This is a genomic window from Dolichospermum sp. DET69 (genome assembly GCA_017355425.1).
Taxonomy (GTDB): Bacteria; Cyanobacteriota; Cyanobacteriia; order Cyanobacteriales; family Nostocaceae; genus Dolichospermum.
In genome coordinates this window covers 671,052-693,110 of the sequence record CP070233.1, presented here as the reverse complement: position 1 = coordinate 693,110, position 22,059 = coordinate 671,052, and the positions used below count along the sequence as shown (strand labels likewise).

Annotated in this window: 23 protein-coding genes and 2 pseudogenes; 12 read left to right on the top strand and 13 right to left on the bottom strand. The window is 37.7% G+C overall.

Annotated elements, in window-relative coordinates; genetic code table 11:
• Positions 1-270: 270 nt before the first annotated feature.
• The 4 genes from EZY12_03385 (at position 271) to EZY12_03370 (ending at position 2,883) form a co-directional block, all read left to right on the top strand.
• Positions 271-1,194 carry a tetratricopeptide repeat protein gene (locus tag EZY12_03385; protein ID QSX68750.1) on the top strand — a complete coding sequence of 308 codons (924 nt, stop codon included), beginning with the start codon at positions 271-273 and terminating at the stop codon, positions 1,192-1,194.
• 110 nt (positions 1,195-1,304) lie between these two features.
• A complete protein-coding gene (locus tag EZY12_03380) occupies positions 1,305-1,760 on the top strand; it encodes a DUF3531 family protein (GenBank protein ID QSX70494.1) in 456 nt (151 codons plus the stop codon).
• Positions 1,753-2,184 (top strand): NUDIX domain-containing protein, encoded by a 432-nt coding sequence (locus EZY12_03375; protein ID QSX68749.1) that lies wholly within the window; start codon positions 1,753-1,755, stop codon positions 2,182-2,184. The genes EZY12_03380 and EZY12_03375 overlap by 8 nt, the downstream gene beginning before the upstream one ends.
• Positions 2,185-2,295: 111 nt before the next feature.
• Positions 2,296-2,883, top strand: coding sequence for a Uma2 family endonuclease (locus tag EZY12_03370; GenBank protein QSX68748.1), 588 nt, complete (start codon positions 2,296-2,298; stop codon positions 2,881-2,883).
• 62 nt (positions 2,884-2,945) lie between these two features.
• On the opposite strand, the gene EZY12_03365 is transcribed toward EZY12_03370, so the two are convergent.
• From EZY12_03365 to EZY12_03350, 4 genes and pseudogenes are all read right to left on the bottom strand, one after another.
• Positions 2,946-3,218 carry a cupin domain-containing protein gene (locus EZY12_03365; protein QSX68747.1) on the bottom strand — a complete coding sequence of 91 codons (273 nt, stop codon included), beginning with the start codon at positions 3,216-3,218 and terminating at the stop codon, positions 2,946-2,948.
• Between the two features lie 16 nt (positions 3,219-3,234).
• Positions 3,235-3,573, bottom strand: a complete 339-nt coding sequence (locus tag EZY12_03360) for a Mo-dependent nitrogenase C-terminal domain-containing protein (GenBank protein QSX68746.1) — start codon at positions 3,571-3,573, stop codon at positions 3,235-3,237.
• A gap of 501 nt (positions 3,574-4,074) precedes the next feature.
• Positions 4,075-4,218 (bottom strand): annotated as a pseudogene (locus EZY12_03355) (HAD family hydrolase).
• A gap of 46 nt (positions 4,219-4,264) precedes the next feature.
• A complete protein-coding gene (locus EZY12_03350) occupies positions 4,265-5,524 on the bottom strand; it encodes a transposase (GenBank protein QSX70493.1) in 1,260 nt (419 codons plus the stop codon).
• A 109-nt stretch (positions 5,525-5,633) separates the two neighbouring features.
• On the opposite strand from EZY12_03350, the gene tnpA reads away from it, so the two are divergent.
• Complete coding sequence (gene tnpA, locus EZY12_03345; protein ID QSX68745.1) at positions 5,634-6,035, top strand: IS200/IS605 family transposase; 402 nt, start codon at positions 5,634-5,636, stop codon at positions 6,033-6,035.
• 87 nt (positions 6,036-6,122) lie between these two features.
• On the opposite strand, the gene EZY12_03340 is transcribed toward tnpA, so the two are convergent.
• Entirely contained in the window at positions 6,123-6,785 is a 663-nt protein-coding gene (locus EZY12_03340; protein ID QSX68744.1) for an HAD family phosphatase, read from the bottom strand.
• Positions 6,786-6,889: 104 nt separating this feature from the next.
• On the opposite strand from EZY12_03340, the gene EZY12_03335 reads away from it, so the two are divergent.
• Positions 6,890-7,672 carry a hypothetical protein gene (locus EZY12_03335; protein QSX68743.1) on the top strand — a complete coding sequence of 261 codons (783 nt, stop codon included), beginning with the start codon at positions 6,890-6,892 and terminating at the stop codon, positions 7,670-7,672.
• A gap of 128 nt (positions 7,673-7,800) precedes the next feature.
• On the opposite strand, the gene EZY12_03330 is transcribed toward EZY12_03335, so the two are convergent.
• From EZY12_03330 to EZY12_03305, 6 genes are all read right to left on the bottom strand, one after another.
• Positions 7,801-8,517: a DevA family ABC transporter ATP-binding protein gene (locus EZY12_03330; protein ID QSX68742.1), complete on the bottom strand. Its 717-nt coding sequence runs from the start codon at positions 8,515-8,517 to the stop codon at positions 7,801-7,803.
• A 207-nt stretch (positions 8,518-8,724) separates the two neighbouring features.
• Positions 8,725-9,879, bottom strand: coding sequence for an FtsX-like permease family protein (locus EZY12_03325; GenBank protein QSX68741.1), 1,155 nt, complete (start codon positions 9,877-9,879; stop codon positions 8,725-8,727).
• 70 nt (positions 9,880-9,949) lie between these two features.
• Positions 9,950-11,368, bottom strand: coding sequence for an HlyD family efflux transporter periplasmic adaptor subunit (locus EZY12_03320; protein QSX68740.1), 1,419 nt, complete (start codon positions 11,366-11,368; stop codon positions 9,950-9,952).
• A 1,088-nt stretch (positions 11,369-12,456) separates the two neighbouring features.
• The gene (locus EZY12_03315) at positions 12,457-13,197 is read right to left on the bottom strand and encodes a phycocyanobilin:ferredoxin oxidoreductase (protein ID QSX68739.1); all 741 of its coding nucleotides are present in this window, start codon (positions 13,195-13,197) and stop codon (positions 12,457-12,459) included.
• A gap of 278 nt (positions 13,198-13,475) precedes the next feature.
• A complete protein-coding gene (gene maf / locus EZY12_03310; GenBank protein QSX68738.1) occupies positions 13,476-14,069 on the bottom strand; it encodes a septum formation inhibitor Maf in 594 nt (197 codons plus the stop codon).
• Positions 14,070-14,137: 68 nt separating this feature from the next.
• Positions 14,138-14,683, bottom strand: a complete 546-nt coding sequence (locus EZY12_03305; protein ID QSX68737.1) for a photosystem II reaction center PsbP family protein — start codon at positions 14,681-14,683, stop codon at positions 14,138-14,140.
• Positions 14,684-14,891: 208 nt separating this feature from the next.
• Here EZY12_03305 and mnmA point away from each other — a divergent pair, with 208 nt between their 5' ends.
• Positions 14,892-15,947: a tRNA 2-thiouridine(34) synthase MnmA gene (gene mnmA / locus EZY12_03300; GenBank protein QSX68736.1), complete on the top strand. Its 1,056-nt coding sequence runs from the start codon at positions 14,892-14,894 to the stop codon at positions 15,945-15,947.
• A 261-nt stretch (positions 15,948-16,208) separates the two neighbouring features.
• Here mnmA and EZY12_03295 read toward each other — a convergent pair whose 3' ends face one another.
• A complete protein-coding gene (locus EZY12_03295) occupies positions 16,209-16,985 on the bottom strand; it encodes a class II aldolase/adducin family protein (GenBank protein QSX68735.1) in 777 nt (258 codons plus the stop codon).
• 182 nt (positions 16,986-17,167) lie between these two features.
• Between EZY12_03295 and EZY12_03290 the strand changes: the two genes are divergently transcribed.
• The gene (locus EZY12_03290) at positions 17,168-17,425 is read left to right on the top strand and encodes a DUF2281 domain-containing protein (GenBank protein ID QSX68734.1); all 258 of its coding nucleotides are present in this window, start codon (positions 17,168-17,170) and stop codon (positions 17,423-17,425) included.
• Positions 17,422-17,820: pseudogene (locus tag EZY12_03285) on the top strand (type II toxin-antitoxin system VapC family toxin). The gene EZY12_03290 and the pseudogene EZY12_03285 overlap by 4 nt, the downstream one beginning before the upstream one ends.
• A gap of 292 nt (positions 17,821-18,112) precedes the next feature.
• On the opposite strand, the gene EZY12_03280 reads toward EZY12_03285, so the two are convergent.
• Positions 18,113-18,337 (bottom strand): hypothetical protein, encoded by a 225-nt coding sequence (locus tag EZY12_03280; GenBank protein ID QSX68733.1) that lies wholly within the window; start codon positions 18,335-18,337, stop codon positions 18,113-18,115.
• A gap of 60 nt (positions 18,338-18,397) precedes the next feature.
• On the opposite strand from EZY12_03280, the gene EZY12_03275 reads away from it, so the two are divergent.
• The 3 genes from EZY12_03275 (at position 18,398) to purL (ending at position 21,874) form a co-directional block, all read left to right on the top strand.
• A complete protein-coding gene (locus EZY12_03275; GenBank protein ID QSX68732.1) occupies positions 18,398-18,586 on the top strand; it encodes a type II toxin-antitoxin system HicA family toxin in 189 nt (62 codons plus the stop codon).
• A 2-nt stretch (positions 18,587-18,588) separates the two neighbouring features.
• Positions 18,589-18,801 carry a type II toxin-antitoxin system HicB family antitoxin gene (locus EZY12_03270; GenBank protein ID QSX68731.1) on the top strand — a complete coding sequence of 71 codons (213 nt, stop codon included), beginning with the start codon at positions 18,589-18,591 and terminating at the stop codon, positions 18,799-18,801.
• 640 nt (positions 18,802-19,441) lie between these two features.
• Positions 19,442-21,874, top strand: a complete 2,433-nt coding sequence (gene purL, locus EZY12_03265; protein ID QSX68730.1) for a phosphoribosylformylglycinamidine synthase subunit PurL — start codon at positions 19,442-19,444, stop codon at positions 21,872-21,874.
• The last annotated feature ends 185 nt before the right edge of the window (positions 21,875-22,059 follow it).

Here is a 22,059-nt window from a genome sequence, read left to right as displayed (position 1 = left end):
TTAAAGCATTGTGCTTACTTTGTTTAAAATTATAGCGAGACTATGATGTTTTTGCCAAATATTTTTAGGCGGTTAAAATTGCACTCTTCTGGATCTTGCTATATGTCGTTTTCCTCTTACGCCCGCTTTGTGACTGAGTTTCCCACTTACCGCGAGATTCTATGAAAAATTTTGCTGGCAGATGGAAATAGACGTAACTTATAATTCACTATTTTGGCATTTTAGGTAACAAATACAACAATTTCAACCGTAATTATTCTGAGAGTTGCCATGATTAAACAGTTTTTAAGGCCTCAATTTATGATATTCTGGCGATCGCCCGCATTTTTAAAAGTGACTGTGACTACTTCAATCCTTTTAAATATTTTGGTAAATCCCTCTTTTGCGGGTGATCCATTTCGCTCTCGAGAACCTCATAAAATTGGAAATCAGACCGAAGCCGTTTTTAATGCTATTTTTCAACAAGGAAATTACCCAGCAGCCAAAGATGCTTTGCAAAAAGCCGTCTCTAGCGAAGCCAATGAACCTTTAATTTATGCTATCCAGGCCTCTTTAGCATATCAAAATCAAGATTTGGCTAGTTTAGCAAAATACAGTACAAAAACTTTGGAAACTGGACAAAATCTCGTTGCTAGTGACCCATTACGTGGTAATTTATACACTGCTGTTGGTCATTTTTTGGAAGGGGCGACAATTTTGAGTCGAGAAGGGACTGTAAATGGTGCAGCACAGGCTTTGACTCGATTGCGAAGAGTTTATACATATCTTGACAGAGCCGAGGAGATTTCTGCCAATGATCCAGAGTTAAACTTAATTCGTGGCTATATGGATTTAATGTTAGCTGTGAATTTACCTTTTACTAGTCCAGATGATGCTATTGAAAAGTTACAAAAAAACGCAGCACCTAGTTATTTAGTAGATCGAGGTATTGCTTTAGCATATCGAGATTTAAAACAATACTCCCAGGCTTTAGATTATGTCAACCGCGCTTTAAAAACAACTGCCGATAACCCGGAAATTTATTATCTTAAAGCCCAAATTCTTCATGAAAAGGGGAAAGCGGAAAAAAGCCAGAATTTAATTAAGGAAGCAATAACTAATTTTGACAAAGCATTAGCCAAAAAATCCCAACTTCCTGCTAATTTAGTTAAACAAATCGAATCTGAACGCAATCAAGCTGTTAAAAGTCAGTAGTCAGTAGTCAGTAGTCAGTAGTCAGTAGTCAGTTGTCAATTACCAATTACCCATTACCAATTACCCATTACCCATTACCCATTACCCATTACCCATTACCCATTACAAAAATGCAAATACAATTTCGCGAGTTTAATCCTTTTGATGTTTGGATTTGGTTGAAGTTCAGCAATGTTCCTTCCCAACGGGAAAAACAATATGTAGAAGAAGTCTTTAATTCCTGGTTTTATCTCGGTAAATTGGGGGGATTTAATGCGGAAAATCTGCAAATCCAAGATACAGGACTTGATATCAGCTATATGGATTATGATGCAAAAGGTTATGATAAAAGCTTCATGGCTTTAATGCACAATATGGGTGAGTTTGAATATGAAGGAGAATGGGGGCGTTGTTGGTTTGATTTAGGCACAAGTGATGCGATCGCCTTAGATATTCTTATTAACGCCCTAACTCAATTAACTGAAGAATATGTCACTATTGAAGAACTATATATTGGTGGTGAAAATTCAGATTGGTCTATAGAAGATAGTGAAAGTCGTCCCACTTCAATTTACGATAATGAATAAAGAAGGTCAAATTCGGGTAATAGTCTTAGCACTCATTCGAGATGGTAATAGAATATTTGTTTCTGAAGGTAATGATCCTGCAAAAGAATCAATATTCTATCGGGCTTTAGGTGGTGGTGTGGAATTTGGTGAAACTAGCCCTATAGCTTTAGTGAGAGAATTTCAAGAAGAAATTCAAGCCGAATTAACCAATATTCGCTATCTAAGTTGTATTGAAAACCTCTTTACCTTTGACGGTAGACAAGGACATGAAATTATTCAACTATATGAATGTGATTTTGCAGATCCTAAATTTTATCAAATCGAAAGTTTAACTTTTGCGGAAACACCAGAACGTCAACATCGTGCATTGTGGATAGATATTTCTCGCTTCAAATCTGGTGAATTAAGATTAGTTCCTGAAGTGTTTTTTGATTATTTGTAACCCTAGATCCCCGACTTCTTTTTCTATCTTGTCAGTAAATAATCAATTAAGTTGAGAAGTCGGGGATCTGATTGCTATAGTAGAAATAAAGGTAAATACAGGAAGTTAATTATGACCTTACAATTAGCACAACCACGCCTTAAAACTTTTCGTCTCAATGTTTCTCAATACCATCAAATGAGCGAAGCCGGTATTTTCTCAGAAAATGATAAAGTAGAACTGATTAATGGAGAAATTATAGAAATGTCACCAATTGGTAGAAGACACACAGCTTGTGTAAATCGTTTAAATTCAGTTTTTTCGCAATTACTGGGTAATAAAGTCATAATTGCCGTACAAAATCCGATTATCTTAAATAACTTATCTGAACCTGAACCAGACATAGCATTACTGAAACATCGCGCAGATTTCTATGAATCTGGACATCCCCAACCCCAAGACATATTCCTATTAATTGAAGTTGCAGATAGTAGTCTGGAATATGATAGAGATGTAAAAATTCCTCTCTATGCTACTAGCGGTATTTCTGAAGTTTGGTTAGTTGATATTTATGAACAAGTAATTATTGTTTATCGCTACCCTAGCGAAAATGGTTATAGCGACATTCAAACATTCAGTCGCGGGGAGAAATTATCAATTCAAGCATTCCCCGAAATTAATTTAGTTGTGAATGATATTTTAGGATCAATAAGTGTATAGTAAATCCACAAATAACATGAAGATTGCATATTTTAATCTTAGTTATTGGGATTGCAGAATTATTAATCAAAGCAATAATGTTTTTTTACGTCCCTGGTAATTTCCCATGTACACGACATCCCAGCGGGAAAAGTTACTAAATCTCCTTTACCCATTTTTACCGCTTGTCCTCCATTGGGAGTGACAATAACATTACCTGCTAAAAAGTAGCAAGTTTCTTGATCATCGTAAGTCCAGGGAAATGTAGATATTTCTTTTTCCCATATTGGCCAGTTGAATACATCTAACTCGTTGAGATATGCCAGATTTGGTTGATGCTCGACTTTAATTTCCATTTAATTGATTTGTATATTAACAGTAAGATTGAATGTCTTCTCCACACTTATCTACTAAATAACATAATGCGCGAAAACGTAAGCCTACGAATTGATCATACAGTGGATTTAGTTTGCACATAGGAGGAATATGGGCAATTTTCCGACCAAAAACGATGATATCACGCTCAAAGGGACATTGAGCCGGAATCATTTTAGCAATCAATCTAGCAAACCGAGGATCATTAATTTCGATTTCGTCGCACCATTGACGTAATTTTTGCAATAAATCAAACTTAGTTTGAACTGTAAGGTTTTCTTCAATGGGATTAACAAAACTAGAGAGAATCATCGGTTGAGTATCGGTTTTCAGCATGATTATAAATCCTATGTGGATGATATAGATAAAACTTTGCCAATGTAGCAACTTGCACAAAAAATTATCTTGGGAATTTGCACGGAAGTTGAGAAACGGTAAAGTAGTTGAACTAATTTTTATTTAAACTGGCTTTGTGTGGAATAACTGTTCAGTTGAATACAAAATAACAAAGAAAATATAAAAATGGTATAGTCTTAGCTTATGGATTCCTGATATTGAATATACTAATCTTATATATAAACATCCTAAGTCATGGTTTTGAAGCTGTACAGTCATCCTTAGCCTCATCCTCCAGCTAGACTGTATAACCATTAGGAAACGATGACATTAATTTTAGGTGATAGAAGATCAGAAAAAAAGTTATCCGAGTCACATTACAGCAGGGAACAGGGAACAGGGAAAAATTTTCTTCTTTCTTCTCCTGACTTCTGTAGGGGCGTATTGCTATACGCCCCTACTATACGCCCCTACTATACGCCCCTACTGACTCCTGCTCTATTAGTTTTGCAAAATATAACTACACAACTCACAAAAACCATCTCCTTCTGCTGCTGTAGTCACATAAGTAGGTTGATGTTGTAACTGATTCTGGTATTCTCGGATATTTGCTACACCTACGGAAATAGGAAAATAACGCTGGTTAATTGACACTCTCAGGGCTAAAGCCGCTGAGATTCTGCGGACAGAATTAATTTAATTTAATTCTCGCTACGATTGCCAAAGATCGTCTACTGAGTTGATCAAGTGATAGACTCAACCTTCCCGATACTTTTCTTAAAATATTAGCTGCTCCGTTCAAATCTGCATTTACGAATGAACCATCGCCCGACTCATACAATCCACGCTTAACACGCTTTCCTGATGCTTTCCACCCTTCTGGCTTTTCGCCATACTTAGGTAGGGAGTCTCCATCTAGAAAACTAGCTTTTGACGTATATGCTTCTTCAGTTTCTTGAAATCTAATACCGTGCAATTCACAGAGTTGTCTTAATCTATCTTTAAGTTTACCCAATGGCATTTGGACAAACTTTTGATTGTTAATTCTCCCCATATTAGCGTTGGATTTAAACCCCTCGTTCCAGCCGATAACTAATGTACCAATACCATATTTTAAGCAATGGTCAATAATTAGTTTCGCTGCTTTATTAATACCATCACGCATTTGATGGTTACGTTTACGGGTTACACGGTCTAACCAAGCATCCCAATAAGCTTCTGATTTCCCCTCTTTTTTTGTTGATATTTTCTTGTTCCAAAGCTGATTCATGGCTTTCATTGACCGGGCATCAATCAATAGGGAATTACCCAATGTATCAACACAAGCCGCTAAATTATCAGCCGTTCCCAAGTCAATAGATAGAGCTTGATTAATGTCTAAATCATGCTGTTGTTTCTCAACTTCGTAAGACATCTCTAGATAAAAAGCACCGTTTTTAGGTAGGATAGTAAACTCCTTAACATGAGCTATATCTAAATTTGACGGCAGCGGTAGAAAAAATTCAGAAATTCCAAACCATCTTTTAACCGTTAGTCCCAACGAAAATCTAAGTTGTCCATTAACTAGAGTTGGTTTCTGTCCTCCACTATGAGGATAAGCAACCTTGAAAAGTTTAGAACCTGTTAGATAGCCGGGTACTTTAGGCTTAAAGTGTAATTGTCCTTTGATAAACAAAGAACGTAATTCTTTAAAAGATTTGAAGGCTTCTGTTACAGATAATAAAGTTTGTTGTGCGGGGATAGATGGCATCGATTGAGCAACCATAGTTTTAGACACTGAAGGCTCGTAAATCAAGTCGAACTTACCCGTTAACAACTTTCCAGTTTTAAAAAATGTTTGTCTAGCGAAATAAACACCACTGTTATACAGCTTCCCTGACTGCTGACAGAGATATTCTAATACTGCCTTTGTTTCATTATCGGGAGACAACAAAACCTGTTGTACTCCCATTGCTTTTTTATTTTTTGCCACCAAGTTACGATTGATGAGAAGTTGACTTCTCAAGAATAATTGATTAAGCTAGTATTGTCAATAGCTATCAAGAAAACAACAAGAGAATATGTTAACGCAAGAAGACTATAAAACCCACAACCACGTTAAATTCCTGGTTAATTACCATTTTGTTTGGATACCTAAACGACGGAAAAAAGTTTTAGTAGGAGAAATAGCAACAAGAGCGAGACAGATTTTTGCTGAACTGGCTATAGAAAAAGGTTGGGATATTTTAGCTTTAGAAGTAGCTCCAGACCATATCCACTTATTTATTAGCGTTAAGCCCACAGATACCCCACATTTAGTTATCAAGGCATTTAAAGGTCGTTCTAGCTTCTACTTGAGAAAAGAATTTCCCCAATTAAAAAAACTACCGTCTCTTTGGACAAGTAGTTATTTTATAAGCACCGCAGGGAATGTTAGTAGCGAATCCGTGAGGAGATATATTGAAGACCCGCATCACGGTTAATATAGAAAATACCAAAGCGGTTAAAACCGCTCGTGTCGCTTATATCTCAGGGCTAAAGCCGCTGAGTTTTACGCTTACCGCGAGGTCTTATAAACTTTCATCATTAGGACTGTCACCAACAGTGATAACCTGTTCAGATAAGTATGTGGGAAAATATTGACGCAAGACTTTTAATAAACCAACAGCTTTATTTTGTTCTTGAGGTTTAATATGACACTGAACATTGCTATAAGTAAATCCCCACCCCATCTGTTTACAAAGATCACCTATATTCTTTAGTTCATCAGTCGTGAGTGAGTTAAGGTCAAATGTCCAGTCTGTGACGCGAAACAAATTATCAGCGGATTCTCGGATTTGCGGAAAATAAGTTTGTATGTTCACAAAGGTTTTAGCTAAATCTTGACGATGATTATCTAAGTCAGGAATATCCGTGAGTGTGACTGGTTCAGAATTACCTGCTGGATAAAATAAGCCACCGTTTTCGGCTATCGCACCGACAATGGGCATTAAACTACTGATAGCGCTTACCCACCCAGCGGAACGTCCAGTCACAATCAAGACCGGAATTTTGGCTTCTGATAGACTCTCCAAAGAATTTAGTAATTGAGACGTAAATTTGCCATTCTTAGTTAGTGTCCCATCCATATCTGTTGCTAACAGGCAAGTATGATATAAATGCGTAGATGTTATGTCAGAAAACTGCTGTATATTTATAAGATGTTTATTCAAGTCACTAATAGGTCTGTACATATGACATTATCAAGATAAGTAAAAAATACTTATACCATAGCAAGCTACTAAGTAAGATTTGGGCATTATAAACATCAGGGGTTAATAATTTCAGGTTATAAACTATGGTTAATACGATTTTTCTGGCTCAATCTTCTGGATCAAAGATCACAAAGACGAATAAAGCCTTACCTATTGGTGAGTCCCAAGGACAACCATTACTATTATTTGCTAGTAGTGGACTGGTTTTAGTTTTGGTTGCTGTCATTGTCTATAGTAAAATTTTAGTGGAAAAAGGTGATAAAAAACTGAAATTTGAACAATTTCGTACGCGAGAATTAGAGAAAAAGCTGAAGTTAGCTTTAGAAACTATTCGCAAAATGGAAACTAATCCAGATTTAGTTCACTCACGGGATTTTAACCTCGATTATCTGCGAATGCGGATGTCAGAGGAAGTATTCCATTTTGCTCTAGTTAATCAAATTAAAATTAAAGTTAAAGATAAAATCTCTGAAGCACTGCGTCCTAGTCAAGCTAACCAAGGATCTGTGGGAGTTGCTAGTAGTACTGGTAAGCAGGTAGATGAAACTTTCGATATTGAGCATGAAACTGGTATAGCACCTAACATTGTTAAGCGGGTGCTATTTCGAGCGCAAATTCGGTTAATGAAGTTACCAACTCAAGCTACTTCTTCTACTATTAGTCAAATTATAAATTGTATAGAAACATACCTTAGTCCCAGAGAAGAAGAGGATACTTGGCAACCTACTATTCAAGGTCGGATTGTTTATATACATTGGGATCAAAAGGCTAAACCTACACCGTTGCTGGTACTAGAACAATCAAATGAAGGGGTGAATGTGACATTTAGAACTAGCCGTCAAATCCCTATGACGAGAAAACAGTAGTACAGCACAACGTAAATCAACTAACAATTAACAATTCCATAAAAAGCTGGTTTAGTCTACTTTTTTAATTTTTAATTGTTAATTTTTAATTCCACATAACTTGTATTTAAGAAGACGGATAACCCAAATTAGGAGTTGTGATTAGAAGTAGTATTTTGAGCATCACGGGTGAGAAGACCATCTTCCATTTCGACAATGCGATCAGCAATATCTAAGATTCGGTTATCATGAGTTACTAATAAGATCGTAGTTCCCTGTTCTTTAGCCAGATGCTGCATAATTTCTACTACATCACGTCCTGATTGTTTGTCTAATGCGGCTGTTGGTTCATCTGCTAATACTAAGGGAGGACGATTAACTAGAGCGCGAGCGATCGCTATTCTTTGCTTTTGTCCACCAGATAAATTATCTGGATAGTAGTTAATCCGTTCTTGTAAACCTACAGATGCAAGCATCTCTTCTGATTGAGAAATAGCTGCTGATTGGGAAATATTATTATTTAATTCCACAGCCATTTGCACATTTTGCCTAGCAGTTAAGAAACCCAATAAATTATGAGCTTGGAAAATATAACCAATCTTCCGCCGAATATGTACTAGTTTGCTTTGACTAGTACCAGATAGTTCGTCACCTAAAAATTTTAAACTTCCTTCTTGTACCGATCTTAACCCACCAATCAGACTTAATAACGTTGTTTTTCCCGAACCAGAAGGTCCAGTCATAATCACAATTTCTCCGGCATATATATCCAAATTGATGTCAAATAAAATCTGTTTTTTCAGAGATCCTTTACCGTAGTAGTGATTGATATTTTTAATAGATATTACAGGTTCTTTGTTGATCATAATTAAGGGGTTCAGGAATTAAGGAATTTAGGGGAAAGTAGGAAGAATAAATATTGTTTTTTCCAATGACCAATGACCAATGACTAATGACTAATGACTAATGACCAATGACCAATGACCAATGACTAATGACTAATGACTAATGACTAATGACTAATGACTAATGACTAATGACTAATGACTAATGACTAATGACTAATGACTAATCTAAAAAATATCTGCTGGATCAGCAGAGCTTAATTTACGCATAGCAATCATCCCCGAAATAAAACACATTAAAATAGTTAACATGATGACCATAATGGCACGATCATAACTCATGAATATAGGTAGAAGTGTAGCATCTCTAGCAACATTGTACAAAACAAGAGCGCAAGCAAATCCAGGTAGATAACCAACAACAGCTAATAAAAAAGCCTCTTGAAGAATCACCATTAATAAATAGTTTTGAGTGTAACCTATTGCTTTGAGAGTAGCATATTCAGATAAATGATCTGTAACTTCTGTATATAGAATTTGATAAACAATTACAGTTCCCACAATAAAACCCATAATTGTTCCTAAAGTAAAAATAAAGCCAATAGCCGTACTACCTGCCCAATAATTTCTTTCAAATTCAATAAATTCTTCCTTAGTTAAAACATTGATATCTGTAGGTAGATAACTTCGCAATTGTTGAGCTACTTGGGTGGAATCTGTACCTGGTTTTAATTTAATGATGCCAATATCAATTAATCCCCGTTGACGGTTATTAAAAATCCGTAAAAAGTTAACATCACTGGTAATTAAATTTCCATCTGCGCCAAAAGATGCCCCTAATGTAAATAATCCACCTACCTTAACTTGTCTTCTTCGCACTTCTGCTGTGACAACTTTTCCTTGATTAAAACTATCAGCAATGGGACCATACTCTACTCTGGAAGAACGGTCATATAAAACCACATCAGGAAGTTTGAGTTTATTTAAATTTTCATCTACTCCAGATAAATTAAAAAGATTAACTTCTGGATTCATGCCGAAAATCAAAATACTGCGAGGGCGGCCTGTAACGGGATTTCTCCAGCTTGTATAGTCTAAATATAAAGGATGTACTGACTGAACTTGTGGTAGATCTAATGCCTTATATAAGCGGCGTTGGGAAAAGGTTTTCATTGACAAAACAGCATTAGATTGACTGTTAATTAAAACCACATCTCCTGCTAAACTGCTGTGCATTCTCACGTTACTGTAATAGAGTGCATCCCGGAATCCTAGCTGCATGAACATTAAAATATCAGCAAAGGCAATACCGGACAAAGCTACCACGAGGCGAGTTTTTTCTCTTGTCAGTTGTAGCCAAGATAAAGGTATTTTTAAGGCCATTTTCTCAACCTTCTCATCTGGATACTAATTAAGTAGTTAAACATCAATATTTTCTTACAGGAACAGGAAGTTAATTCTCATTAATTTCGACCGTAACTTTAGCATTAGTTAAACCAGAAACTTGCTTGGTAGATTCTGGAGATAGGGCAATTTTCACTTCGACAACTCTGGCATCAATATCTGCGGCTGGATCATTATTTAAGACATCTTTTTTGCCAATTTTTCTACCAATTGAGGTAATTCTGCCTTTTAATTGCCCACTAAATGCGCCGTTGTCACTAGAGATAGTAGCAGTTTGACCTAAACGTACTTTATTAATACTATCTTCAGGAACTTCTGCAACTACAAACATCTGATCTGTTTGGCCAATTTCCGCAATTCCATTTGCACTCATCATTTCCCCTGATTTGGTGTGAATTTTTAATATTTCACCCGAACTAGGAGCTTTAACATAGCTTTGCTGAAGTTCTACTTGGGCTTTTCTCATGATCGCAATTGCATTAGTAACTTGAGCTTGAGCTACCTGGACATTTAGGGGACTAACTACTAAAATTCTGCTCAATCTTTCTCTCTCTTCGTCTATTTGCCTTTGCAAAGTAGCTACAGTTTTATTGCGGTTGGCTGTAGCTTCAATTAACTGCTGCTGTAAAGTCGCTAAAGTTTTAATTTGATTAGCTCTAGCTTCAGAAACTTGTTGTCGGATTGTGTCTATTGCCCGTTTTAAACTAGCTTCGCCTTCAATGAATTGTTGATTGGTCGTAGCTGCGCTTAAACGTCGGCGATCGCGTTCTTGCTGAGAAATAGCACCTTGTTTGTATAAAAATTCATAGCGTCCCGAATCTACTTGAGCATTCCGTTTTTCGGCTCTAATCCGCGCAACGTTAGCTTTTAAAGAATTTCTTTGTCCCATTAGTTCTGCTTCCAGTCGCATAACTCCTGCTTCTTGGGCAACTTTTTCGCCACTTAACTGGGCAGCAATTCGGCTAATTGTCGCTTGTTGGGACTCTTTTTCCCCAGCTAATTGTGCCTGCAATCGAGAAATAACGAATCTTTGTGCTTGAGCATCTCTTGGTGGCCCGGCACTCACTTGGGCTAAATTTGCCCGGGATTCTTGCAGTTTCGCTTTGGCTTCTTCCACCACTGCCATGCTAGTATCCCGACTATCTAAAATAGCTACAACCTGCCCTTGCTGTACCCGTTGCCCTTCTCTAACTAAAAGTTGCTGTACTCGTGAACTGCCTGATAAACCGGCCGGAGCAGCAAGTTTAATTACTTCTCCTCTTGGTTCTAAGCGTCCTATGGCACTAATAGAATTAGGAACTGGTGCTACAGATACAGCAGAAGTCAGTTTTTTTAATTGTTCCATTCTGGCTGTAGCGAGAAACCCGGCAGCTATAGCTACTGGTAGGGCTATGGCAATACTCAACCAAATTTTAGGCTGCTCAAGTGCCTTTTCTGGAGATTTTGGTTTTTCATTCACCCTTGACATGATATTTAACCTATTTATCTGAATTGTGGTGATGAAACTAAGAGGTTGTTTGATAGCAAAGCGTAGCCATAAAGTGATATCAGGTATGATTACTTACCCCCCTTAGTCCCCCCTCCTCCGGGGGATAACAGAAAATTAAGTCCCATCTCCTTTCTAAGGGGAGGGTTAGGGAGGGGTAAAACAATATTTGATACACCATAAGGGACTTTTAAAACATCCTCTAAAAAAGTAAATTAGCTGTAATTAAATTAGTTCCTCAAGGTCTTAATTTAAGACTTAGTTATGAACTTCAGTAAATCATTAAAATTCACAGCAAATTTCATGGGAGATTTACACCTTGTTAGGCTTTTATTTTTGCAATTTTATAATTGTTGTTAGGGGTGATAACTTTACATAAACTACACTTTGTGGTTATTCAAGTGTATTATCTTGACATGAAAATTCCCGTCTCAAAGCAACCTGGTATACAATTGGTAGATTTAATAAATCAGAGTGATCAATAAAGGTTTCAAACTCCCATTGTCAGGATTAATTGAGGAGGAATTGAGAGTTTTTCTGAGATTACTGATCACTTAAAAAACATTCGGTTAATTTACTACTTTTGTTCAGAAAGATTAACAAGGTTTAAAATTTACACAAGGACATAAAAATAGGTGAGAATTTTACAAATTACAAATTATCAGCCTAAACTAGATAACTAGAAATTTGAGTGATTAACGTTAGTTTTCTCTCCTAGAAGTATCTATGGTGATTACTTCATGTAAATTCTACATTTATCAGTTGAGAGAAAACGTAACGCAGCTTACAAATAGAGTAATCGCAAACTATGATTTTTTTGATTATTGTGATTGAGATGATGATCTTTGATGTGATTTTTCAGATAATCATCTAAGAGGATGTTTGAAAAGTATCAGAATTAATCGAGATCCCCCCAACCCCCCTTAAAAAGGGGGGCTAAATTCCTCAAAGTCCCCCTTTTTAAGGGGGGTTGGGGGGATCTGCGGGTGTTAGATACCACACGAAAAAGTTTTCAAACAACCTCTAAATCACAATAATCATTGTCTAATTTTATAGAAACTTGCCGGAAATTACATCGGTAATTCTGGTAAATCAAATAAAACTGTAGTCATATAATTTTCTGCCCAATCTGAACCAAACGCCTTTTCTAAAACTCTACGGGTTTTGTCATTTTGTTGTTGTTTGGTACAGTAGTTATGCTGTCCAGCTATAATTGCAGCTACTTTTTCTGGTGCAACTGGACTAGATGCAATCGCTTGTGTACAATGTATTTCTAGAAATGATTGAACGTGGGAAAGAAAAATAGTTTCTTCTTCTGGAGACGCAGGACGAATAAAAAGACAAAAATCAGAAAATATATTTCCCCATTCTGGTAATTCACGTGGTTGCGAAAAGTGGGATGTGGTTAATTTACTGAGTTGAGAATTATAACCATCTGGTAAAATCCGCTCTAAGTTTACAGGAGAAAGATCGGCAATAGCGGCACTAATTTGACCTCTACCTCCCACTAAATCACAGCCAAACATGGGAATATCATATTCTGGACGCGGAAACATAACACAGTGGAGAATATCTAACATATTCCCTACTCTGGCCAATTCTAAGTGCATTTTGCGGAACTGGGGAGTTTGATAACAGCGATTTTCTATAATCAGTTTTTCCCCTTCTAATTTACCTTCTACATATCCCAATTCCGCAGGTAAATGGTATGGTGACAAATCTAAGTGTTTATGCCAAACTGCTTCAATACAATCAGCCAGTTGATGAATCAGGGGATGTTGTTGTTCTCTGAGGGAAGGAGTAGAAGACATATTATTTGGAAAATACAATCTATTTGCTATTTTACAATCATATTGTCTGAACTATGATTTTTTTGATTTTTTTGATTTATATGATTAAATTGTATTTTATATCTCCAAATAATTATTGTCTGAACTATGATTTTTTTGATTTTTTTGATTTATATGATTAAATTGTATTTTATATCTCCAAATAATTATGGCTCTTCGGGACTTACTATGCTAAATTGAAACGTCTCTACAAGAGTTTTAGATTACGCATATTTAATTTTCACCAGATGTCTAATGAATTATCCCCAAAAATCTGTAACTTCATATCCCAATTCCCCGATCATTTGCCGCAATAGGGGTAAACTCAAACCAATTACATTACTGTGACAACCTGCGATTTTTTCGACAAATAAACTCCCAAACCCTTCTAAAGCAAACGCCCCAGCACATTGAAGCGGCTCGCCTGTAGCTACATAGGCTTGAATAGCGCGATCGCTCATTTCTGCAAAGTACACTCTAGTAACTTGACATTTCACCAGAGTTCGATGGTTGGTAGTATCAATCAAAACATGACCTGTATACAAGTCACCAAAATTACCTTGCATAAATTGCCAACGAGCGATCGCTTCTTGAGCATTTGCTGGTTTACCATAGATATTACCATCAATAGCTAAAACCGAATCACAACCCATAATTAAAGATGATGGAAATCGAGAAACAACCGTTTCCGCTTTACATTTAGCCAGAGTATTTACTAACTCCTCTGGTTGAGTAATGGTAATTTGCGACTCATCAAAATCACTAGCACAAACAATAGGTTTAATTCCCACAGTTGCTAATAATTTTTTCCGAGCAGGAGATGCAGAAGCAAGCACAAATTGGGGAATTTTCATAGATTTCTGTATAAGTAATTTTTGGTAATTGATAATTGTTAATTGTCAATTACCAGCAGTGCTAATTATTAATAAACAGTGAAAGAACTCACAACTTCATCAATCATCCGTTGGAGTTTTTTCCAACGTCTTTCAGGAATGGAAGCATTAAAAGTAAACAGCTTACCACGACTTACAGCCACACTACAGATATTGTGTCTTTCTTGTCCGTTGGGAAATTTAACTTCATATTCTAGAAAATAGTAAATTTTACCATTTACTTCCCGTTCAGCCGCATTGATTAATTCAGCAGTCCGGCCAGAATCTACAGGAGCAAGAGCCGCTTTTCCTAATTTATAACCAACTTCTGTTGGTGTTCCCAATTCCGCCAAAGTTTTGCCACTGGGAACAGGACTAATGACCACAGAAACATTTTCTGATACTTCAATTAAATCATGAAATACCACATCAGGTCCATCACCAACTTTAACTTGTAACCAACCATTAGGATAAGAAAACTGATACCCGTCAGCACTATCCACAAAGCTATTAAGTGCAGCCGCATTAGCTAAACTGGGACTACTCAAGCTAAAGCTCAACACCAATAATAAAATGAACGTAATTCTTTGCCACATTTTTGTCAGATTCCTTTGAGCCGTCAGCAAGACAAGGTAAGAATAATTGCAAGTTTTTATTTTCTCACTAATCTGGACAATGTGGAGACTTTCCTTTTGCCTCTTCAGACTTTGTAGGTATGTGTGCTACAATCGGACAGTCTCGCACCTTGTGGTTAAATAAAAAGCCTCTTTGTTGTCAAAATCAGCCGCAAGAATTTTTAAAAGTATGAAAAAAGTTGTCGTTGGTCTTTCTGGTGGCGTTGATAGTTCCGTAGCCGCCGCTATTCTACATAATCAGGGCTATGATGTAATTGGTTTAACCCTTTGGCTGATGAAAGGCAAGGGGCAATGTTGCTCTGAAGGAATGATCGACGCGGCTGATATTTGTGAACAATTGAGCATTCCCCATGAAATTGTGGATATTCGGGATGTCTTTCAAACGGAAATTGTTGATTTTTTAGTCACAGGTTATAGCGTGGGAATTACGCCCTTGCCTTGTTCTCAATGTAACAAGACGGTGAAATTTGGGCCAATGGTGGAATATGCCAGGGAAAAATTAGAATGTACCAGCATCGCTACAGGTCATTATGCCCAAATCCGTTACAATGACGCTACGAATCGTTACCAATTATTACGAGCCGTTGACCGCAACAAAGATCAATCCTATTTTCTCTACGACTTATCCCAAGACTTATTAGGGGCGACAATTTTTCCCCTGGGTGAACTCAATAAAACCGATACCCGTAGAATCGCCACCGAATACAACTTAAAAACCGCCGATAAACCAGAAAGTCAAGATCTATGCTTAGTAGAAAGCAATGGTTCTATGCGGGCATTTTTAGATAAATATTTAGCTCCCAAACCAGGTGATATTGTTGATGAAACTGGTAAAATTTTAGGTCAACATGATGGTGTTCATCATTACACTATCGGTCAGCGAAAAGGCTTAGGCATTGCTGCGGCTGAACCCTTGTATGTGATTGAATTAGATGCAGTTAATAACAAGGTAGTTGTAGGCGATCGCACCAAAGGCACACAATCAGAATGTACAGTAAATCGAGTAAATTGGGTTTCCATAGCTGAACCTGCTACCCCCATACGCGCTGAAGTGCAAATCCGTTATCGTTCCCAACCCGTACCCGTCACCGTCATTCCCCTAGCAGATTACCGCGTGCGTTTAGTCTTTGATGAACCGCAATTCAGCATCACACCTGGACAAGCCGCCGTTTGGTACGATGGAGATCAGGTATTAGGTGGAGGAATTATCGAACAATTCAGTTGACCCGTAGGGGCGCAGGGCCTGCGCCCCAAATTGCGCCCTACAGCAAATTGTCATCAAACCTGGAACAAGAACCCCACCCCCAACCCCACCCCCAACCCCCTCCCCGCAAGCGATGAGGGGGCTAAGATGTACCTTATATGATTGGAAATTGCTGTAAATTACGCCTTAAATTGCGCCCTAAATTACACCCCAAATTGCACCCCAAATTGCACCCCAAATCATGTTGCATCCCACCCATAACCCCTACAACCGCAACAGAAGTTATTCCAAAAAATCCGGTTCTTGGCGCACAATCATCTCATACAAAGATTGAAAACTAAACCAACCCAACTCAGCAGAACCGACTTGACTATGCGCTATCTTAGCATACTCTGGTTTAATTACTCTAGGTCTGCCGGCTGCTTCTGCCAATAATTGGGCTTGACAAGAGCGCTCCATAGTGATGAACCACCAAGCAGCCTCATCAATAGTCTTACCGACTGTCAATAAGCCGTGATTTTGGAGAATGACAGCTTTATTTTTGCCTAAAGTTTGACCAATGCGCTTGCCTTCTTCCGGGTCAAGAACAACTCCCGTATAATCAGTAAATATACTATGGTCTTGGTAAAAAGCACAGGCATCTTGGGTGAGGGGGTCAAGAAGACGACCTAGACTAGACCAGCTTTTACCATAGATAGAATGAGCGTGGGCTGCGGCTACCACGTCAGGACGGGCTGCGTGAACTTGAGAATGAATAGCGAAAGCTGCGCGATTTACTGGACGATTACCGTAAATTACATCACCTTGCTGATTAACTAATATTAGGTCACTAACTCGAATTAAACCAAAGTTCATTCCAAAGGGATTTACCCAAAAGTGTTCGGGGTTTTCTGGATCACGCGCTGTAATGTGTCCGGCCACACCTTCATCAAATCCAAATCGGGAAAAGAGACGGAATGCAGCCGCTAGTCGTTGTTGACGATGTAATCTTTCTTCAGGAATGGAGGTAAATGTGGGAAGTTGGGGAATATTGGGTTTTTGTATCGGTGTTTCTGTCATATATAAAAAAAGCGAACTAATAAGACGCTAGATAAAACCATTTACTCAGAAATAAAACATACTTAAACTACATAACCCAAAAATGGACAATTCTTGTAGTGGAGTCCGAAGAGAACATATTTTTCAAAAATTAAATAGGAGTTCTATAATATAATTGTATCTCATTTAGCAGAGGTATTCTTATGACTATTGAACAAACAGTTTTAGAAAACTTTCGAGAATTACCCATAGATAAACAACAAGAAGTTTTAGATTTTATTCAATTTCTCAAATCTCAATTATCAGTTCAAAAACCAATTTGTCTATCTGATAATCAAGAAGTTAATGATTTTTGGTCTGCTTTACAAGAATTTAGACAAAGAGTGGATTTAGAAAGTATTGATGATGATATTTTTGAAAATCTTCGGGATAAGTCACCAGGGAGAGATGTTAATTTATGACTCTAAAATATTTACTAGATACTAACATCTTATCTGAGGCTAAACGCCCTCAACCGAATGAGAAAGTAATGGAAAAGCTCAGGTTATATAGACAAGAAACAGCTACCGCTACCATAGTTATCCACGAGATGTTATATGGTTGTTTACGTCTTTCCTTGTCTAAAAAACGTCAAGATATAGAGGATTATATAAATGATGTGATTTTAGCACAACTTCCTTTATTTGATTATAATCTCAAAGCAGCACAATATCACGCCCAGCAAAGAGCAAGGTTATCTAAGGTTGGTAAAACTCCTGCTTTTATTGATGGTCAAATTGCCTCTATTGCGCTCACAAATGATGTGATTTTAGTAACAAATAATGTGGTAGATTTTCAAGATTTTGATAGTCTAATTTCTGCTCCTTGGTCTTTTAAGGCTTGTTTCAAATCAATAAAGCCATTTTTGACCTCTAACCGCATTTGCTCAACTTCTTTCCGCATTTTCAGGGTTTGGTGTAAGTTCACTGCTGTTAATGCTACACCTGCAACTGTTCCTACACCGATGAGGGCGGTTGTTGCTTGTAATACTCCTAAGCTGTTTTGTATAATTTGATATATATTCTTTAGGAATTGCTTGTATTTCTCAACTCGCTTACGTCGCTTATAAACAAGAAAATCATAAAATAACCAGTAATAGAATACATAGCTCAAATTATTATTTCCCAATCTTCAGTTTTTAAATTTTCAACACGGTTGAACTCTCTTAAATTATGTGAAACTAAAATTAAATCATTTGCTAATGCGATAGAAGCAATTTGTAAATCATAAGCACCAATAGGAGTACCTTTAGCTTCTAAATTAGCACGAATACTGCCGTAAATTACAGCCGATTTACCATCAAATGGCAAACTAAGATACTGGCTAAAAAACACTTCATATAATTAGTTAATTGTACAAGATTCAGAAACTATTTATCACAGATAAACGTTAACATGAAATTACGAGCAGTCATTCAGCGACTAGAAGCTGATGGTTGGTATTTAGCAAGAACTAGAGGGAGTCACCGACAGTTTAAACATTTTGGTAAACTTGGTACAGTTACAGTTTCCGGTAAACCGAATATTGACGTACCCATTGGTACATTAAAAAGTATTTGGAGACAAGCTCAATTGGAGGAATAATAATGCGTTATACAGTAGTAATTGAAAAAGGAAATACCAGCTATGGGGCTTATGTTCCTGATTTACCAGGTTGTGTAGCAGTTGCCGAAACATTAGTAGAAGTTCAACAAATGATTGTTGAAGCCATAGAATTTCATATTGAAGGGTTAATAGAAGAAGGTTTACCAATTCCTCAGCCAACAAGTATCGCCCAGGAAGTGGAAGTTTTTGTTTAAATAGTAAAATTAACATAATGTTGAAAAAATCATCCTAATCACAAAAATCACAAAAATCATAGTTCAGAAGAATTTCATATTGAAGGATTAATAGAAGAAAGTTTACCAATTCCTCGAACTACAACTATCGTCCAGGAAGTGGAAGTTTTTGTTTAAATAGTAAAATTAACATAATGTTGAAAAAATCATCTTAATCACAAAAATCACAAAAATCATAGTTCAGAAGAATTTCATATTGAAGGATTAATAGAAGAAAGTTTACCAATTCCTCGAACTACAACTATCGTCCAGGAAGTGGAAGTTTTTGTTTAAATAGTAAAATTAACATAATGTTGAAAAAATCATCCTAATCACAAAAATCACAAAAATCATAGTTCAGAAGAATTTCATATTGAAGGGTTAATAGAAGAAGGTTTACCAATTCCTCAACCGACAAGTATCGCCCAGGAAGTAGAAGTTTTTGTTTAAATAGTCAAATTAACATAATGTTAAAAAAATCATCTTAATCACAAAAATCACAAAAATCATAGTTCAGATGATTTTATTTATAACCTAGTAAAAAAAATGTAATTGGATGAAAATATCAGAACTGCGTCAAAAAAGATAGAATATTCCTCTGTCCCCTTGGTGCATAACTGCCATGACAACCACCTCAGAAAATCCCTTTTCTCCCCAAGAAATAGCCTCAGAAGGCATCAAACCAGACGAATATACCGAAATTGTCCGCCGCCTAGGTCGCCATCCCAACAAAGCCGAATTAGGTATGTTTGGGGTGATGTGGTCAGAACATTGCTGTTATAAAAATTCCCGCCCCTTACTCAAACAGTTTCCCACCACAGGACCCCGCATTCTCGTCGGACCTGGTGAAAATGCCGGAGTTGTGGATATCGGCGACGGACTACAATTAGCATTTAAAATAGAATCCCATAACCACCCTTCTGCCGTTGAACCCTTCCAAGGAGCAGCCACCGGAGTTGGTGGTATCCTCAGAGATATCTTTACAATGGGGGCGCGTCCCATAGCTTTATTAAATTCTCTTCGCTTTGGAGATTTGAATGATCCCAAAACCCAAAGATTGTTTGCAGGCGTTGTAGCAGGCATAAGCCATTATGGCAACTGCGTTGGAGTCCCCACCGTGGGTGGTGAAGTGTATTTTGACCCTGCTTACTCTGGAAATCCCCTTGTCAACGTCATGGCGTTAGGATTGATGGAAACGTCGGAAATTGTCAAATCAGGGGCTTCAGGCTTAGGAAATCCCGTGCTGTATGTGGGTTCAACCACCGGAAGAGATGGCATGGGCGGCGCAAGTTTTGCCAGTGCCGAATTAACCGAGGAATCAATGGATAATCGTCCTGCTGTCCAAGTAGGAGATCCATTTGTAGAAAAATCTTTAATTGAAGCTTGTTTAGAGGCATTTAAAACCGGGGCTGTAGTTGCGGCACAAGATATGGGTGCTGCGGGTATTACCTGTTCAACTTCCGAAATGGCTGCTAAAGGTGGAGTCGGCATTGATTTCGATTTAGATAAAATTCCAGCCCGGGAATTGGGAATGATACCTTATGAATATCTGCTTTCGGAATCTCAAGAAAGAATGTTGTTTGTTGCCCATAAGGGACGAGAACAGGAATTAATTGATATTTTCCACCGTTGGGGACTACAAGCGGTAGTTGCCGGTACGGTAATAGAAGAACCCATTGTCAGGATTTGGTTTAAAGGGGAAATTGCCGCAGAAATTCCGGCTGATGCTTTAGCAGAAAATACGCCTTTGTATGAACGGGAATTATTAGCAGAACCCCCCGAATATGCCCAAAAAGCTTGGACATGGACAAGTGATAGTTTACCTTCTTGTACTGTTGCAGGTATTGAGATTGCGGGAAGTTTGCAAAGTTGGAATGATATTCTATTGACTTTGCTAGATACTCCTACCATTGCTTCTAAAAGCTGGGTTTATCGCCAATATGACCATCAAGTTCAGAATAATACCGTATTGTTACCCGGTGGTGCAGATGCGGCTGTTATTCGTTTACGTCCTTTAGAAGAACCCCGAACCCCAAAATCCAAAATCCAAAATCTAAAATCGGGGGTTGCAGCGACGGTAGATTGTAATTCTCGTTATGTTTATCTAGATCCTTATGAAGGGGCTAAGGCAGTGGTAGCAGAAGCTGCTCGGAATCTTAGTTGTGTGGGTGCTGAACCCATTGCGGTGACGGATAACCTCAATTTTGGTAGCCCAGAAAAACCCATTGGTTATTGGCAATTAGCGTCCGCTTGTCGGGGTTTGAGCGAGGGTTGTAGTGAGTTGGGAACGCCAGTAACTGGGGGAAATGTTTCTCTCTACAATGAAACTTTTGATGCCCAAGGTAATCCTCAACCAATTTACCCGACTCCTGTTGTGGGTATGGTGGGGTTGATTCCTGATTTAACCAAAATTTGCGGACAAGGTTGGCAAAATGTCGGGGATGTAATTTACCTTTTGGGTTTACCTGTGCAATGGAGATCCCCCCAACCCCCCTTAGAAAGGGGGGCTATAGAGTCTCATCTAGAAAAGGCGGCCAAAATATCTACAATTGAATTGGGTGCTTCTGAATATTTGGCAACTATTCATAAAACTATTGCTGGAAAACCACCAAGAGTTGATTTTGATTTAGAACGTCGGGTACAAAAAGCTTGTCGTGAAGGGATTCGCGCAGGTTGGGTAAATTCTGCCCATGATTCGGCTGAAGGTGGTTTAACTGTAGCTATAGCGGAATCTTGTCTTTCGGGAAATTTGGGTGCTGAGATTAATTTCCCGATTTCTGCAAATCACGATTCCCGCTTTGACGAAGTGCTATTTGGTGAAGGTGGGGCAAGAATTTTAGTTTCTGTGAGTGAAGAAAACCAAGAAAAATGGGAATCCTATTTACAGGAACATTTACCAGAGAGTTGGCAAAAATTGGGAACAGTGGCTAATTCTGCTAGTTTGGCAATTTTAACGGCTGATAACCACAAATTACTCCAGATTAGTCTTGAAGATATGAACGATAGCTATTCTCAGTCGATCGCTAAACGTCTCGCTATCTACACTAATACCTAATAGATATCAAAAACCAAGGATTGAAGAAAATTTACAATTTACACTTAATCCTTGACCAATTTACGATACTGTTTTAATGGATGGTTAAAGATTTGTTAAGAAGATAGGAATCAGGAGGAAAATTAATTATTTCCTGTTCCCTGTTCCCTCTTCCCTCTTCCCTGTTCCCCATTCCCAGTGACTCG

Coding starts and splice junctions, on each gene's coding strand:
- EZY12_03370 (QSX68748.1), top strand. CDS start 2,296: ATGACCTTACAATTAGCACAACCACGCCTTAAAACTTTTCGTCTCAAT.
- EZY12_03380 (QSX70494.1), top strand. CDS start 1,305: ATGCAAATACAATTTCGCGAGTTTAATCCTTTTGATGTTTGGATTTGG.
- EZY12_03385 (QSX68750.1), top strand. CDS start 271: ATGATTAAACAGTTTTTAAGGCCTCAATTTATGATATTCTGGCGATCG.
- maf (QSX68738.1), bottom strand. CDS start 14,069: ATGAAAATTCCCCAATTTGTGCTTGCTTCTGCATCTCCTGCTCGGAAA.
- EZY12_03360 (QSX68746.1), bottom strand. CDS start 3,573: ATGCTGAAAACCGATACTCAACCGATGATTCTCTCTAGTTTTGTTAAT.
- EZY12_03335 (QSX68743.1), top strand. CDS start 6,890: ATGGTTAATACGATTTTTCTGGCTCAATCTTCTGGATCAAAGATCACA.
- EZY12_03275 (QSX68732.1), top strand. CDS start 18,398: ATGAAATTACGAGCAGTCATTCAGCGACTAGAAGCTGATGGTTGGTAT.
- EZY12_03325 (QSX68741.1), bottom strand. CDS start 9,879: ATGGCCTTAAAAATACCTTTATCTTGGCTACAACTGACAAGAGAAAAA.
- EZY12_03375 (QSX68749.1), top strand. CDS start 1,753: ATGAATAAAGAAGGTCAAATTCGGGTAATAGTCTTAGCACTCATTCGA.
- EZY12_03315 (QSX68739.1), bottom strand. CDS start 13,197: ATGTCTTCTACTCCTTCCCTCAGAGAACAACAACATCCCCTGATTCAT.
- EZY12_03290 (QSX68734.1), top strand. CDS start 17,168: ATGACTATTGAACAAACAGTTTTAGAAAACTTTCGAGAATTACCCATA.
- EZY12_03330 (QSX68742.1), bottom strand. CDS start 8,517: ATGATCAACAAAGAACCTGTAATATCTATTAAAAATATCAATCACTAC.
- EZY12_03350 (QSX70493.1), bottom strand. CDS start 5,524: ATGGGAGTACAACAGGTTTTGTTGTCTCCCGATAATGAAACAAAGGCA.
- EZY12_03320 (QSX68740.1), bottom strand. CDS start 11,368: ATGTCAAGGGTGAATGAAAAACCAAAATCTCCAGAAAAGGCACTTGAG.
- EZY12_03270 (QSX68731.1), top strand. CDS start 18,589: ATGCGTTATACAGTAGTAATTGAAAAAGGAAATACCAGCTATGGGGCT.
- EZY12_03340 (QSX68744.1), bottom strand. CDS start 6,785: ATGTACAGACCTATTAGTGACTTGAATAAACATCTTATAAATATACAG.
- EZY12_03365 (QSX68747.1), bottom strand. CDS start 3,218: ATGGAAATTAAAGTCGAGCATCAACCAAATCTGGCATATCTCAACGAG.
- EZY12_03295 (QSX68735.1), bottom strand. CDS start 16,985: ATGACAGAAACACCGATACAAAAACCCAATATTCCCCAACTTCCCACA.
- tnpA (QSX68745.1), top strand. CDS start 5,634: ATGTTAACGCAAGAAGACTATAAAACCCACAACCACGTTAAATTCCTG.
- purL (QSX68730.1), top strand. CDS start 19,442: ATGACAACCACCTCAGAAAATCCCTTTTCTCCCCAAGAAATAGCCTCA.
- EZY12_03305 (QSX68737.1), bottom strand. CDS start 14,683: ATGTGGCAAAGAATTACGTTCATTTTATTATTGGTGTTGAGCTTTAGC.
- mnmA (QSX68736.1), top strand. CDS start 14,892: ATGAAAAAAGTTGTCGTTGGTCTTTCTGGTGGCGTTGATAGTTCCGTA.